At 55.9% G+C, this 14180-nt stretch carries 13 protein-coding genes, 1 tRNA gene and 1 pseudogene; 8 read left to right on the plus strand and 7 right to left on the minus strand.

The window, feature by feature from the left end; genetic code table 11:
- Window positions 1-4: 4 nt before the first annotated feature.
- The 5 genes from BLV27_RS16575 to BLV27_RS16595 all read left to right on the plus strand — a co-directional run bounded on the left by BLV27_RS16575 (window position 5) and on the right by BLV27_RS16595 (window position 5362).
- On the plus strand, window positions 5-1297 hold the full coding sequence (locus BLV27_RS16575; protein WP_092647615.1) for an ArgE/DapE family deacylase: 1293 nt from the start codon (window positions 5-7) through the stop codon (window positions 1295-1297).
- An 11-nt stretch (window positions 1298-1308) separates the two neighbouring features.
- Window positions 1309-2508, plus strand: a complete 1200-nt coding sequence (locus tag BLV27_RS16580) for a thiolase family protein (RefSeq protein ID WP_092647616.1) — start codon at window positions 1309-1311, stop codon at window positions 2506-2508.
- Window positions 2509-2527: 19 nt separating this feature from the next.
- Complete coding sequence (locus BLV27_RS16585; protein WP_342025458.1) at window positions 2528-3652, plus strand: amidohydrolase; 1125 nt, start codon at window positions 2528-2530, stop codon at window positions 3650-3652.
- Complete coding sequence (locus BLV27_RS16590; protein ID WP_092647618.1) at window positions 3649-4764, plus strand: alanine racemase; 1116 nt, start codon at window positions 3649-3651, stop codon at window positions 4762-4764. Before BLV27_RS16585 ends, BLV27_RS16590 begins: the two co-directional genes overlap by 4 nt.
- A 352-nt stretch (window positions 4765-5116) precedes the next feature.
- Window positions 5117-5362: a DDE-type integrase/transposase/recombinase gene (locus BLV27_RS16595; RefSeq protein ID WP_092647619.1), complete on the plus strand. Its 246-nt coding sequence runs from the start codon at window positions 5117-5119 to the stop codon at window positions 5360-5362.
- A gap of 102 nt (window positions 5363-5464) precedes the next feature.
- Here BLV27_RS16595 and BLV27_RS16600 read toward each other — a convergent pair.
- The 3 genes from BLV27_RS16600 to BLV27_RS16610 form a co-directional block, all read right to left on the minus strand.
- Window positions 5465-5538 (minus strand) — tRNA-Gly (locus BLV27_RS16600).
- 321 nt (window positions 5539-5859) lie between these two features.
- Window positions 5860-6552: a glutathione S-transferase family protein gene (locus tag BLV27_RS16605; protein ID WP_092647620.1), complete on the minus strand. Its 693-nt coding sequence runs from the start codon at window positions 6550-6552 to the stop codon at window positions 5860-5862.
- 10 nt (window positions 6553-6562) lie between these two features.
- On the minus strand, window positions 6563-7375 hold the full coding sequence (locus BLV27_RS16610) for an SDR family oxidoreductase (RefSeq protein WP_092647621.1): 813 nt from the start codon (window positions 7373-7375) through the stop codon (window positions 6563-6565).
- Window positions 7376-7388: 13 nt separating this feature from the next.
- Here BLV27_RS16610 and BLV27_RS16615 point away from each other — a divergent pair, with 13 nt between their 5' ends.
- On the plus strand, window positions 7389-8360 hold the full coding sequence (locus BLV27_RS16615; protein ID WP_092647622.1) for a LysR family transcriptional regulator: 972 nt from the start codon (window positions 7389-7391) through the stop codon (window positions 8358-8360).
- Window positions 8361-8616: 256 nt separating this feature from the next.
- On the opposite strand, the gene BLV27_RS16620 is transcribed toward BLV27_RS16615, so the two are convergent.
- Entirely contained in the window at window positions 8617-9669 is a 1053-nt protein-coding gene (locus tag BLV27_RS16620) for a hypothetical protein (RefSeq protein ID WP_092647623.1), read from the minus strand.
- A gap of 149 nt (window positions 9670-9818) precedes the next feature.
- Complete coding sequence (locus BLV27_RS16625) at window positions 9819-10100, minus strand: DUF1330 domain-containing protein (protein WP_092647624.1); 282 nt, start codon at window positions 10098-10100, stop codon at window positions 9819-9821.
- Between the two features lie 103 nt (window positions 10101-10203).
- On the opposite strand from BLV27_RS16625, the gene BLV27_RS16630 reads away from it, so the two are divergent.
- Entirely contained in the window at window positions 10204-11070 is an 867-nt protein-coding gene (locus BLV27_RS16630; protein WP_092647630.1) for a LysR family transcriptional regulator, read from the plus strand.
- Window positions 11071-11478: 408 nt separating this feature from the next.
- Here BLV27_RS16630 and BLV27_RS16635 read toward each other — a convergent pair.
- Both BLV27_RS16635 and BLV27_RS19865 read right to left on the minus strand, forming a co-directional pair.
- Window positions 11479-12518 (minus strand): annotated as a pseudogene (locus BLV27_RS16635) (IS481 family transposase).
- Window positions 12519-12858: 340 nt separating this feature from the next.
- Complete coding sequence (locus BLV27_RS19865; protein ID WP_244504722.1) at window positions 12859-13122, minus strand: hypothetical protein; 264 nt, start codon at window positions 13120-13122, stop codon at window positions 12859-12861.
- On the opposite strand from BLV27_RS19865, the gene BLV27_RS16640 reads away from it, so the two are divergent.
- Entirely contained in the window at window positions 13037-13873 is an 837-nt protein-coding gene (locus tag BLV27_RS16640) for a DMT family transporter (protein WP_244504721.1), read from the plus strand. The two genes, BLV27_RS19865 and BLV27_RS16640, sit on opposite strands and share 86 nt — an antisense overlap.
- Window positions 13874-14180 lie beyond the last annotated feature (307 nt).

Here is a 14180-nt window from a genome sequence, read left to right on the forward strand (position 1 = left end):
GCCGATGCAAGACAATCTGAAAGAGCGCTTATGTGGTGCCGTCGACGAAGGCTTTGACCGTCAGGTTGCCTTTTTGTCCGCGCTGACGGCCTATCCCTCGACCCGGGGGAACGAACAATCAGCGCAGGCGTTCATGGCCGACGAACTGGATGCGCGTGGCTATGAACTTGATTGCTGGCAGATAGACATCGCCGAGATTCAGCATCTGCCCGGCTTTTCACCGGTGCTTGACCAATATGAGAAAGCGATCAATGTTGTTGGCTCCCATCGGTCAAAAACCGATCAGGGGCGGTCGCTAATTCTGAACGGGCACATAGATGTCGTCCCTGCGGGACCGCTGGACATGTGGGACAGTCCGCCCTTTGAGCCGCGCGTCGAAAACGGCTGGCTTTATGGACGCGGAGGCGGGGATATGAAGGCCGGGCTGGCATCAAACCTTTTTGCGCTTGATGCGCTTGCGGCCTGTGGTCTTGCCCCCGGCGGGGACATATTTTTTCAATCCGTCGTTGAAGAGGAATGCACGGGCAATGGTGCGTTGGCCTGTTTGGCGCGCGGCTATAAGGCTGACGCGGCGCTGATCCCCGAGCCGTTTTCCGAGCATCTGGTCACCGCGCAACTTGGTGTCATTTGGTTCCAGGTGCACCTTAAAGGTCTGCCCACGCATGTCGCCTATGCGGGCCAGGGGGCAAACGCGATTGAAGCAGCCTTTCCGATTATCCGCGCCCTGCATGACATGGAGCAACGCTGGAACGCGGCAGAAAACCGTCCCCCCGAATACGGCCATATGGACCACGCACTGAACCTCAATATCGGTAAGATCGAGGGAGGCGACTGGACAAGTTCAGTACCCGCATGGAGCGTGTTCGATGTGCGCATGGCGATTTTTCCGGGCCAATCGATAGACGCGGCAAAGACCGAAATCGAAAGGGTTATACTTGATACCGCGCGTGAAAACGCATTCTTGCGCAATTCCCTGCCCGAAATCGTTTATCATGGCTTTCATGCCGAGGGGTATGCCCTGTCGCGCGACAGTTCGGTCCATGCGGCCGAGGCGATTGCGGCATTGGATAGCGCGCACCAGACTGCGACTGGCCATGCGCTGGTACGGGAAGCGATCACCGCGACCACGGATGCGCGGTTTTTTGGCCTTTATGCAGACACGCCTGCGCTTGTTTACGGCCCGCGCGCCGAGGCCATCCATGGATTCAATGAACGCGTAGACCTTGAAAGCATGCGCCGCATCACCAAGGCGACCGCCATGTTCATCGGCGATTGGTGCGGCACCGAAGAACTGTAAGGACAAACTCCATGCGCGATGCTGTCATTGTTTCAACCGCCCGTACGCCGATCGGCAAAGCCTATCGGGGTGCCTTCAATAACCTTGAGGCACCCAGCCTCGCTGCTCCCGCTGTCAAGGCGGCGCTGGCGCGCGCCGGACTAACCGGCAGCGAGGTGGAAGAGGCTATCTTTGGTTCAGCCCTGACGCAGGGAACTTCGGGGGTCAACGTCGCCCGCCATATCGTACAAGCGGCAGGGCTGCCTGACAGCGTTGCCGGAGCGACGGTAGATCGCCAGTGCGCCTCTGGCCTCAACGCTGTCGCGATCGCTTCACATATGGTGCGATGCGAGGGGGTCGATGTGGCGCTCGCCGGCGGACTGGACAGTATTTCTCTGGTGCAGAATGCCCATTGGAATGGTCACCGCTACCGCGATCCGACGGTGCCGGAACCCTATTACTGCAGTATGCTCGACACCGCCGAAGTGGTTGCCGCGCGCTACGGCGTTTCGCGCGATGCACAGGATGCCTACGCCCTGCAGAGCCAAATACGCACCGCCAAAGCGCAGAAGGCGGGCCTCTTTGCGGATGAAATCGTGCCTGTCGAGGCGATGAAGATCCTGACCGATAAGACCAGCAAAGAAACCCGCAAGGAAGCGGTGCGCCTTGAGCGGGACGAATGCAATCGGCCCGGCACAAGCGCCGCAGGCCTATCTGGTCTTGCCGCCGTGCAAGGAGAGGGCAAAACCGTCACCGCAGGCAACGCCAGCCAACTCTCCGACGGGGCTGCCGCCATGATCGTGATGGAGGCCGAAGATGCCCGACGTCGTGGTCTTGCGCCGCTCGGGGCACTACGGGGCTTTGCTGTAACCGGAGTCGCACCAGAGGAAATGGGCATTGGTCCTGTGGTCGCAATTCCGCGCCTTTTGGCGCGCGCGGGACTGAGAATAGACGATATCGACTTGTGGGAAATCAACGAGGCCTTTGCCGCTCAACTGCTGTATTGCCGCGATTTTCTGGGCATTCCAAATGACCGTTTGAACGTAAACGGCGGGGCCATTTCCATTGGTCATCCTTACGGCATGTCTGGGGCGCGCATGGCGGGTCATATTCTTCTGGAAGGTCACCGAAGGGGTGCGAAATGGGGCGTTGTCTCCATGTGCGTCGGCGGCGGCCAAGGGGCGGCCGGATTGTTCGAAATATTCGGAGACACTCACGATGCACAGGCTTGACCCTAGCCAAGTCGCCTATTTGACGGCCCTGCGCCACGAGTTGCACAGCCACCCAGAAATTTCTGCGGAAGAGAGCGCAACCGCCCAGCGTATGATCAATGAACTGACCGCTTTGGGCGCGGACCGCATCTGGTCCAATCTGGGAGGGTATGGCGTCGCCGCAGAGTTCAAAGGATTGGCACCCGGCCCAACGGTGCTTTTCCGCTGTGAACTCGACGGGCTGCCCATTCGTGAATTGTCTGCCCTGCCCTATAAGTCACGCATCGAAGGCAGAGGGCACCTTTGCGGGCATGACGGACATATGGCCTGCATGCTGGGTGTGGCGATGTGCTTGGTGCCGCGCCCTGCGTCGGGTCGTATCATCTTATTGTTCCAGCCCGCCGAGGAAACTGGCGCAGGGGCAAAAGCGGTTATCGAAGACGAAAGATGGCCTTATATCCGGCCGGATTACGCCTTTGCCTATCACAATGTGCCTGGGCGCCCACTTGGGGAAATTGGCCTGCGACCAGGCCCAGGCAACTGCGCCTCCCGTGGAATGCAAATCCTTTTCGAGGGGAAAAGTTCGCACGCCGCAGCACCAGAAGACGGGGTTTCGCCGACCAGTGCGATGGCCGGGCTGATGACATCCCTGCCCCAGCTGAGCCACGGCACGGTTGGAGAGGATGATTTTGCCCTATCGACCGTTACCCACGCAAATCTTGGCAAGCCCACATTTGGTATTGCTCCAGCGGATGGTGAACTGCGCGTCACCCTACGCACCATGAGAAACGAACGGATGGAAAGCCTAATCGCCGACGCGTTGGCGCATATTGAGCGCATAAAAGGCTCCCTCAAGCTGGAGGTTCATTGGCACGATGTGTTCCGCTCCGTGATCAACGATCCCGATGCAACCGCCATTGCGCGTGACGTGGCGCAGGCCCTTGGGTTTGTGGTGCACGAAATGGACCTTCCGATGCGCTGGTCCGAAGATTTCGGGCGGATCGGTGATGACGGTGCAAAGGCCACAATGCTCTATATCGGATCGGGCGAACTCCAGCCGCAGTTGCACAATCCCGATTATGATTTCCCCGATGCTCTGCTGCCTATTGTTGTTCATCAGTTTTGCGGCATCGTCGATCGGCTACTGGGCCCAACCAAACCATGAAGCCAGACAGATGCCCCAGTGCATGGTGCGAAATCCATCGCGACAGGATATCGAGCAACCTTAAGCTTGCACTGGGGCTTGTTCCCAAGGGGCGCAAATTTTGCGCCGTGCTCAAAGCTGACGCCTACGGACACGGTATTCACCAAGTCGTGCCTTTGATACAGGCCCAAGGCGTCAGCTGTGTCGGGATTACATCGAATGCCGAAGCCTACGCCGTAAGGGACGCGGGGTTTGACGGTGTTCTGATCCGGCTGCGTGCAGCCACCCCGCTGGAGATCGATGATGCGGTAGGCGCAGGGGTAGAGGAGCAAGTCGGCTCTCTTCAAGTTGCCGAAAAATTGCACAGCTTGAAAGCCGCAGGCCACACTGTGCGCGCTCATCTGGCATTGAATGCATCAGGCATGTCGCGCGACGGCCTTGAGATTTCGACGCCCCAAGGCCGGACAATCTGCTTTTCAATCTTGAAAATGCTTGTCGAGGACATCGTAGGCATCTGCACACATTTCCCCTGCAACGAACCTGAGGACCTGCGTCAGACCGCTGCGTCGTTCCAAGACCAAGTGTCTTGGGTATTCGAGAACAGCGTTCTGGACCGGTCTCAAATTCTTGTGCATGCGGGAAGTTCATTGACTCTCGTGTCGGACGAGGCCGTGGAAACGGATATGTACCGATGTGGCGCGATCCTCTACGGAATCCTGAAACCGGAGTTGGGCTTTCAAACGACAATGGAAGTTAAGGCCCGTGTGGCCAGCCTCGGCGATTACCCCAAGGGTGCAACGGTTGGCTATGACCGGGATTGCCGTTTGGAGGGTGACCGTCGATTGGCCTGCCTATCGATTGGCTATGCCAACGGCTTTCGGCGAGGATCACACACCGATGCGGCCGTGGTGATCGGCAATCGGTTAGCCCCCGTTTTGGGCAAGGTCTCCATGAATACAGTGGTCGTCGACGCCACCGAACTGGACGACGTGCAGGTAGGAGACGAAGCAACGGTTTTTGGTGGCATCACAGGCACGAGGGCCTCTCTAACAACAACCGAGCAGCAGTTTCGAACGATAATGGCTGACCTTTACTCTGATTGGGGCCTGCGCAATCAGCGCATCTTCCGTTGATCGGACCAGATTCTTTAGGGTGAACCACCGCGGGCTCCCGATGGCTCTGTCAGGGCAACTTGGATTTAGGAGCAATCGCAAGCCCTCTCCCCTGCCTGAAATAACACGCGCTCCCCCCTTCGAGTATTTCAAGACGTCGCCTTATAGCATCTGACTGCCAGTGTTGCTGTACGTCCGATTTCCGCTTTCGCGTCGGAATGTCGAGGAGTTGTTGCATGAGTGCAGTGTCGAAATCAGCCTTAAGCTGGTCCGGTTCTGGCGGCACAGGTCCTGCCCCATGTTAGGGACCACGATCCAAAAACGCCGGATCGAGGGAATGCTCTCAAGTTGCTCACGGTAAAACGTCGACGAGATGTTCGTGAAAATCAGCGGCCCGATTCACTATCTGTGGCGGACCGTAGATAGAGAGGACAAGGTGCTGAAAAGCTTCTTGACCAAGAACCGCGACAGGAAGGCGACGATGAAAGTCCGTGGCGGGGTCTCGGTTCTTCCTGGAAATATTGGCACACCCAGCTTCTACCGGCGCGATACTCAACCTCTGTCCGGTATCAGCACTCTTGGAACAGCGCCGGGTGCTGGCGGACATAAACTGGACTGAGCAGGCTGATGCCTCGGCAAGCCCAAAAGATGGACTGACAGGGGGTAAGAATTATAAGCCAGGAAAAATAAAATTTTAAATCAATATTTTATGGATAAATTCTGGAGCGGGTGAAGGGAATCGAACCCTCGTCGTTAGCTTGGGAAGCTACTGCTCTACCATTGAGCTACACCCGCGACATCGCAGACGGTACTGTTCCAACATTCCGCCTGCAAGCTGAAACCGTCTGTGGGCGTGCCGATGCAAATGCACGGCTCACCTCCCTGCTGCCACGAAGGCCCGATAGGTTCGGATGCGACACCGGGGCTGGAATTGCAGGCCCGAAGTCCCGCTCAGATTCAGGACGTGATGCGGGCGGTAGCACGCATTTCAAGGTACCGGACGAAGAATGCGGGTCGGAAAAGTAACACTCACCGTCACCCATGTCCTTACCCGCGGTAGGTGCCCCCGTTTCAAGATCTGCCAGACCCGCAGGTCGGGCCCGGCAGAACCAAACGCTAGAGAGCATCCACTCTTGCACCAGTGCGCACCGCCTTTGCCGCATAGCCACCCCTGTCCGCAAAATAGGTCAGAAACTCATCTGCGAACCCGGAGTTGACCGATGACCTGACGGATTCAATCGCAAGCACTCTGTCGGCCCAAGCCAGAATTTGGGGCGCTTCACCGAGACGTTCGGACAATGCAGCCACGATGTCGGGTATAGCGAAAAGCCGCATAAAGACAGGTGTTATAGCCGCATCGAGTAGCGTCAGGCCATCAGCCGTCGCGCGCACCTTCGCGATATCAGAAAACTGCAGCATCCCCGTGACCAAGGACACCAACTCTTTCTCAAAACCCTCGCGATCCGGTGCGATCATCATCCGAAATTGAGTCATGATCAAACCGTCGCTCAGACTGATCCAGGCCCGATCCTTGGCACGCTCCAACGGCGTGTCTGGCAGGACCGAGCCCGGCGTGATCTCGTCCAGGAACTCATTTATCACAGCAGATTCAAACAGCGTTTCATTCCCCATGAAAAGCGCTGGAACCTTCCCTGTCGGGACACGGTCGAGGAACCATTCAGGCTTGCTGCCAAGATCAATGTATTCGATCTCATAGGGAATGGCCTTGATGTTCAGCAAAATGCGAGACCGTTGCACAAAGGGGCAGATCGCAAAGCTGATCAACTTGAATTCTCGGATATCTGTCACAAGTCTGTCCTCAGATCAGGCGGTGGCCGCCGTCGACCACCAAGGACTCGCCGTCGACGAAGCCGTTATCGATCAGGAAAACGACTGCTTTTGCGATGTCATCAGCTGTGCCGACGCGACCAACTGGCAGAACACTTGCGAAGCCGTTCAACGCCTCGGCCCCTGCCTCTGCCCCCATCAAACCGGACCAGACCGGGGTTTCGATGATACCGGGCACGATCGTGTTCACACGCAGTGGTGCAAGCTCAAGACCCCATACCCGAGCCGATGCTTCAGTAGCGGCACCAACGGCTGCAAACATCGAAGAACCCGGAAGCGGCTTTTGCGTGACGGTGCCTGAAAATAGCGTGATTGAGCCTGTCTTGGACATCTGCTTGATCGCATGGTGCACGGTCATCATCTGGCCCCACTGCTTGGACTCAATAATTGCACGCGCGGCGTCGAAATCCATATCGGCGATCGGCGCGAACATAGAAGTCGCCGCCGGGGTAACAAGGTGATCGAATTTCCCAACCTTTTCGAAGAAGCCAGCGATCGAATCCATATCCAGCAGATCCAGTACATATCCGGATGCCTTGCCGGACAGTTCAGCCAAAGCTGCGTCCAGCTTGTCCTGCGACCGCGCCGATACAATGACGTCCGCGCCCGCTTGCAGCAGGCGTTCGGCGCTTGCACGACCAATACCACCGGTGATGCCGGTGATGACGACGCGTTGACCGTTTAAGTCCATACTCATTCTGACGTTCCTTTTTCCGTCCCCCGTCCCTCTGACGGCGTTGCCCCCCTGACGTACGTTTCGTAGTAAATTCCACAATGGAACCATCGGAATAATACAAATGACGAATCGGAATATGTCGATACTGCCGCTTCTGGCGACATTTCAGGCTCTTCTGGATCACGGTGGCGTGTCCGAGGCCGCACGCGCACTGGGCGTCACGCAGTCGGCTGTAAGCAAACATCTGGCGAAGCTCCGGATTGCCTATGGCGATGAACTGTTCATTCGCTCGCCGGACGGTATGCGGCCCACACCACATGCAACATGGATGAGCGGGCGGGTCGCCAATATCTTGGCTGAGGCTTCTGCACTTTCAGACGTCAGAGCATTCGACCCAAAGTCATTCCAAGGCAGCATGACATTCTCCACAACGGATGAAATCTGCGGCCTGCTTGTTCCCGGCCTACTCCAGATTATCGAGCGCGAAGCCCCACAGCAGCGGGTGACGTTCCTTCCCTTGCAGCCAAACTACGCACTCCAGCAACTGGAGACAGGTCAGATTGACCTCGTGATAAGCGTGAATTGGCATGCACCAGACGGACTTAAACAAAGCCGACTGACATCTGACAGCTTTGTCTGCCTGATGGGCGTAGATCACCCACTCGCGAAAGGTCAGTTCAACACATCAGATTTCGCGAATACGCAACACGTTATGGTTGCGCCCTTAGGCTTACAGCACGGTCATATTGACGAGGCGCTGGCGCATCTCGATCTTCGCCGGTTCGTACGATTATCCGTACCATATTTTTCACAGATCACCCCACAGATATTGGGTGACACGCGTGTGGTTACCCTACCCTCACATGTCGCAAGGTCAATTTGCCACCAATACCACGGCGCGTTACAAATTCACCCATTGCCATTTGAAGTGCCTGAGTTCTCATACTTTGCCATGTGGCACACGCGATTCGACAAAGACCCACGCCATATCTGGCTGCGGGGGATGCTTCGAAAGATCACGCGCCAATCTTTTGATCTTCTCGAACAAGAAACCGGCGCGTCCAGCGAGGACCCGAGCAAGACATATAGATAAGCCGACAACGACATATAGAACCACACCGAAACGGCCTGTGCCCAAGTCAATTAGACGGCGCTGCCCTTTATATGACCCTTAATTGCCGAGTCTGAACCATGCATCGATTCTGGCTCAAGTGGATTAACGATATCAGAGCCTGGCACACCACGCGAACTAGCGATGGTATAGCAGACGAGACTGTCCAGATTCTTTAAATCGCTGCCGGTTTCGGGAGATTTCAGAGCCTGAACCCCAATTTTATAGGTTAGAGACTCTAGCGTTTCGAGCCTCGGTCAAATCGATAATCAAATGGGAAAACCGCGGCATAATCGAGTGGTTCACGTAGATCTTTACCACTTCGATCAGGAGCCAACAGATTAGCAGGGGGGCGCGGCGGCGAGCTTCCAACGCGGTCAATCGTGAAAACTCTATGTCGGCTTCCGACCAATTCCCCTGATCTCGAGGTTTCCGGCCAAACGCTCTGATATGCCGGGCCCACGCAAATTGTATGGGCCGCCCGCCTATCAGGAATCCCACACCATATCCACGAGGATCCACCATCGCTTTCCTCCAATATCTCAGCATAGACGACATCCAAATCAACGCAGAGTTCCTTGAAAAGATTTAGAACAGCACTCAGGATTTTTGGGCTCGTAAAGACCTTTTGCCGAAGCTCAAGCTGCACCATACCCAGAAGATGATGACGTCGAATGAAGTGTTCAGGATGGTACCCTTCAAAAGTCTTCGCGCAAGGAATGGACATGAATGTATAACCGAAAGGCGCTGGCGACTTCATGAAAATATCAATTTCTTCACTGAAAGCCGCGACGATTTCCGCATACTCCCCCTGATTCACTTTACCTTGGAGGGGTTCGTAGGAGCCGTACCGGGTTGGCATTGCTGCCGGAAGTATGTCAGAAATTCTTGCCAGCATCGAGTCGAACCCATGCTTGAAGAACTCCTCACCATCTTCAAAATAAAACGACATTGCTCCGACCTTCGCGCCGTCCTCCTCGGGCCTGATATTCCCTGATTTAGCCTTCGTTTCAAACTTCCCTGTTTGTGAGTCTATTAGAGTACCATTGGTTTGAGTGATCACGCGATGCAACCACTCATCCACCACGGACTTATCGACCTGCGCAACGAGGCCTTGGAGGTGAATCTGATACAGACAACGTTTCCCTCCAACAATTGGGAGGTAACCACTCGGAATATCGTCTTCTTCCAGATGAAAAGGTCCGTCGACTTGGACGCCACCACCATGAAAAGCAGGGGGATCGACCAGATCCCGCGGCGCAATGGTGTAAAGCTCAAAATCGTAACTCATCGTGCAAATTTCATTTAGTACAAATAAGAAAACTGCGCCCGTCAGGGCCAGCGTCGATGTGCAGGATTCGATGATACGATGACAAGGAGAAAGAGCGAACCCTCATTTTTTCTGGAGTTCGCTCAAGGGCCGCATTTTGCCTGTCGGCTTCAGCCCAGAAGCACGATGTCGGACCCGCCCGCACCGCGGCGCAATTCATGCACCTCATCCAGGTCTGGGTCGGTTGACCAGGCTACGGCTGCGTCCTTGTCAGGGAAGCTCAGGATCGCAACCATGTCAGAGATCTCGGGCGAACCGTCCAATACAGTGAATTCTCGCGCCGCGCCTTCGACTTTTCCGCCGTGCTTGGCAAGCGCTGGCCCAGCCATCTTGCCATAGGCCGCAAGGGAGTCCGGGTTGGTTATTGTTATCTTCGCGACGGCGTAGATCATGTTTATCTTCTCCAAGTATTCGATGCAGTCAGCATAAAGGCTCTGCCATCACGCTAAAACGCGTGCAAATGCACCCTTGGCATGCGTAAACGCATGTATGGAGATGTCATGGGATGATCTGCGCACCGTTCTGATGCTGGTCCGCCACCAGTCTTTGGCTGGTGCCGCGCACCGTCTTGGCGTGAACTATACGACTGTCGCGCGGCGAATACGCCGGGCCGAGATGTCCGCGAACCAGGTGCTGTTTGAACGCTTGACGGATGGCTATCGGCCTACCGAAGCGGCCCGTCTGATCGCGGAACATGCGGAAGAGATGGAAACATCCGAGCGTGCCATGGCGCGCCATCTGCTGGGCGCGGACTCCGAACTCGCAGGTGACCTCACGATTACGGCTCCTCCCTTGCTGATCGCCAACTTCCTAACTCCAGTTCTAAGTGACTTCACCAAGGCCTTTCCGCGTGTTTCTCTTCGGATCCTAGCCACCAACAAGCGATTGAATCTCTCAAGAATGGAGGCGGACCTCGCGATCCGCGCAAGTTCAGAACCGGGAGACACATTGACCGGATTGAGGCTGTGCAGGCAGGAGAGGGCCAGCTTTGCCAATTTCGATTTGGCGAAAAAGATTACCGCCAATCCCGAAGCACCGATCAACTGGATCGTTTATTCCGCCCGCCCCGACGTACCAGATACGATAAGCCCGGAATTTCCGAACAACCGTGTCCATATGTGTTTCGATGATATGGTCGCGATGATCGGGGCCGCTCAGGCGGGGCTGGGCGTGGTGCGCATGCCCGTCTTCCTTGGGCGGACAAGTGCCGGACTTGTTCAGGTCCCCGTCCTAAAGCCTCAAAATTATGAAGATATCTGGGTCGTGGGTCACCCCGACGTTTGGCCATCGAGGAAGCTTCGCGCATTTCGGGAACTTCTCGTCATGCATTTCAAGAAGAACCAAAGCAACTTCATTTGCTAACCGATCGGAAGCGCCAACAGCAGTAAACGCGCCGTCCCGATCGGGGCCGGGCACTGGGCTGACTCAGCGCGTAGGAGGCCGCTGCCTGGTCTTCTCCAAGGACCCCGCGCACAATCGAAAGGAAGGCATCAAAACCCGATACTTACCGGGTCGATCTTGGGTAACGAGGCCTAAATATGTGGTGAATTTTTTCATGGAGCCGAGGTCTAAAAATCTCCCTTTCCACTTACGCCAGACGATAGATTTCTCTCCCGTGAAAGTTCAATTCTAGCGAATAGTCGTTTAACCAGACTGCGATCTTTTCTACCTGTTTCAATGCTTTTCTTGGTATAAAACTGGGTGCAGAATTCGGTCGCGACGACTCGCCGTTGCGCAGGTGAATATGTAAATGGATCCCGGACGATTATCCTAGAATTTTGATCCCGGCATCTGGTGGGTCGGATTTAAGATGAATCGATCTGGCTCTGAAGTCCAGATTTTGCAGATGTATTCGTAGGGTGTGAGGCCGCTGAGAGTTTTGAGACTGCGGGCGAAGTTGCAGGCCGCCATGAAGTCGGCGAGGTGCGCGCGCAGCTGATCATGGCTGTCGTAATGGTATCGCTTCACCGTCGCGTCCTTGATCGTGCGGTTCATCCGCTCGACTTGGCCATTGGTCCAAGGGTGGTTCGGCTTGGTCAGTCGGTGCTCGATCCCATTCGTCTCGCAGATCATGTCGAAGCGCATTTGCCGAGAATAGGCCGTAGCGCGGTTTCGAGGCTGCTCCGCGAACTGGATGCCGTTATCAGCGAGGATCGTGTGGATGCGATAAAGGACGGCCTTGAGCAGAAGTTCGAGGAACTCCCAAGCGGTCTTTCGATCCGCCTTGTCCACGAGTTTCGTGACTGCAAATTTGCTGGTCCGGTCAATGCCTGCAAAGAGATGGAGCTTGCCCTCCAGCGTCTGAACTTCGGCGATATCGATATGAAAAAAGCCGATGGGATAACGCTTGAACTTCTGTCGCTTTGGTTTGTCCGCTGCCCGGCAGTGCATTGCGCAGCAATGTGCGAGAGGGACCCTCGACATCCGGCAAGCGAGAGATGCCATGCCGCTGAAAGCAACGATGCAGCGCCGACCGGGTTAAATGCGGAAGCGACGGTTGAAGGGCATAGAGGCAATCATCCAGCGGCAGCAGCGTGTGCCGTCTGAAAGCGACGATCATTGCCTCTTCCGCTTCAGCAAGAACAGTTGAACGGGGGTTCCTTCGGTCCGGTCTTCAGATCCTCTACCGCCGCACGCTTGCGCCACTTCGCGACGGTCTTGGGATTGATACCCAATTCCTTGCTCAACTGCGCGAGCGAAGCGCCCCTCTCGGGATCATGCCTTGCATGACCCTGCCGAGCAGTGGATCGCCGTATTGCAGCTCTGACGGCGAACGTCGTCGTCGCGCTCCCGTGAAGAACTTGTCCCATAATGCTTCCTTCCAGGCATGAGAAAGGATCGCACCATCAAACCGTGGGATCAAACACCTACGGTAGTCTGCAATAGCAGCCATTCGCTCCTGTACTGTGAACCGGTAAAGAGGGCGCATTTCTGCCGTTAGCTGCGGCGGCCATAAAGGTCAGGTTCGGGCCGTAAACGGTTCTCAGTGCGTTATGGCAGAACAGCAGCTTCGTCCGCAAAGCCGACCTTTGAGCTTGGCGCTCACCCAGGCTGCATTCGGCCCGGACCCGTCTTTGGCCACCAGGACAAGTTACTGAAGTACGGCTCGCTATTGCTGCCATTCGTGCGCGGCGCAGCAATACCAAGTGTTCAATTCTGAAGGTCAAGGACTTGGGGCGCATACGCATTCCACTGGTGCGCCCCAAGGCTTTGACGTTTAATCAAATCGGTGATCACCTCATGAAAGGCCGGATCAATGACTCTTCCCGGACCACGGCTGCTTGGACTTTTGGCAGCACTTGGCACCGTGACGATCTGGGCGGCATTCATGCTGGTCACACGGTTTGCGGTGCAGGGCAGTTTCACAGTTGAAGAACTCTTGATTCTGCGCTTGGTGCCTGGGGCCTTTGTCATGACCCCTGTCATGTGGAGGCTTGGTGTGATGCCGCGCGGGCAGTCGTGGCCACGCGCGGCGATGCTGATGGTCGGCGCAAGCGCAGTGTTTCCTTTCGTGGTGTCAAAGGGGCTGGCCTATGCGCCCGCCTCGGATGGCGGAGCGCTGGCCCCCGGAATGTTGCCGTTTTGGACCGCCCTGGCTGCCTATGCCTTCGCAGGAGAAGTCACCGGCCCGCGCCGCAGGCTTGGGCTTGCGCTGATATTGACCGGCGCGATGATCGTCAGTCTTTGGCAAATCCTCGCAGGCACTGACGACGGGGCTTGGAAAGGTCATCTGATGTTTTTGACCGGATCGGGATGCTTTGCGATTTATTCCATCATCTTTCGTCAAAGCGGCCTTAGCCCTTTGCACAGCTTGGTCATTGGGCTGTTTTGGGGCACGCTGTTGATCACTCCCCTGCTGCTGGCCACTGGCAACGTAAGCTTCGCCACATCCGATCTGAGGGACGTCGCTACGATGATCGTGCTTCAAAGTTTCATAATTGGTATTCTGGCGATGTTTTTGTTCGGTTACGCTGTGCAGCTTATCGGCGCTGCCGAAACCGCTGCCTTTGGTGCATTAACTCCGATTCTTGCCTTACTCGGGGGCGTGGCTTTTCTGGGAGAAACCGTGACCCCGCTTAAAGTCTTTGGCGTTACCCTGGTTGCGGCTGGTGTCTTTTTAGCATCGGGTGTTCTGAGAAAGCCAAAGTCAGCGCCCGCGCCCTGAAAACGCGAAGCCCTCTTGCGTCGACACGTCCAGCCATTAGCAGACATAACTGCATCTTGCTGCAATTTTCATCTATTGGCTTTTGATCCCGACCCTCGGAAAGTGGCGGATCGCGTGACTCTCTCGAGAAATTCAACTTTATGGAAAAACGTTATCTGTGAATAGCCCCTAGCAACTGTATTTCTCAGGTGGTCAGACGGGTCCACTTTTGGCGTGATCTGCAAAGCGCATTCGCGATTGTGACGAGCTTTCTGGCGACGGCGGTTATGACCACTTTATGGGGTTTTCCAGCAGCGCGCAGGCGATC

Origin of the sequence: Jannaschia faecimaris, from assembly GCF_900107415.1 — a bacterium.
Classification (GTDB): Bacteria; Pseudomonadota; Alphaproteobacteria; order Rhodobacterales; family Rhodobacteraceae; genus Jannaschia; species Jannaschia faecimaris.

Bases quoted from the DNA above. Each gene is read 5' to 3' on its own strand.
- BLV27_RS16620 (WP_092647623.1), bottom strand. From the start codon at position 9,669: ATGAGTTACGATTTTGAGCTTTACACCATTGCGCCGCGGGATCTGGTC.
- BLV27_RS19865 (WP_244504722.1), bottom strand. From the start codon at position 13,122: ATGACAAAGGCCCCAGGCACCAAGCGCAGAATCAAGAGTTCTTCAACT.
- BLV27_RS16595 (WP_092647619.1), top strand. From the start codon at position 5,117: ATGTTCGTGAAAATCAGCGGCCCGATTCACTATCTGTGGCGGACCGTA.
- BLV27_RS16615 (WP_092647622.1), top strand. From the start codon at position 7,389: ATGACGAATCGGAATATGTCGATACTGCCGCTTCTGGCGACATTTCAG.
- BLV27_RS16625 (WP_092647624.1), bottom strand. From the start codon at position 10,100: ATGATCTACGCCGTCGCGAAGATAACAATAACCAACCCGGACTCCCTT.
- BLV27_RS16580 (WP_092647616.1), top strand. From the start codon at position 1,309: ATGCGCGATGCTGTCATTGTTTCAACCGCCCGTACGCCGATCGGCAAA.
- BLV27_RS16630 (WP_092647630.1), top strand. From the start codon at position 10,204: ATGTCATGGGATGATCTGCGCACCGTTCTGATGCTGGTCCGCCACCAG.
- BLV27_RS16640 (WP_244504721.1), top strand. From the start codon at position 13,037: ATGCTGGTCACACGGTTTGCGGTGCAGGGCAGTTTCACAGTTGAAGAA.
- BLV27_RS16590 (WP_092647618.1), top strand. From the start codon at position 3,649: ATGAAGCCAGACAGATGCCCCAGTGCATGGTGCGAAATCCATCGCGAC.
- BLV27_RS16610 (WP_092647621.1), bottom strand. From the start codon at position 7,375: ATGGTTCCATTGTGGAATTTACTACGAAACGTACGTCAGGGGGGCAAC.
- BLV27_RS16575 (WP_092647615.1), top strand. From the start codon at position 5: ATGCAAGACAATCTGAAAGAGCGCTTATGTGGTGCCGTCGACGAAGGC.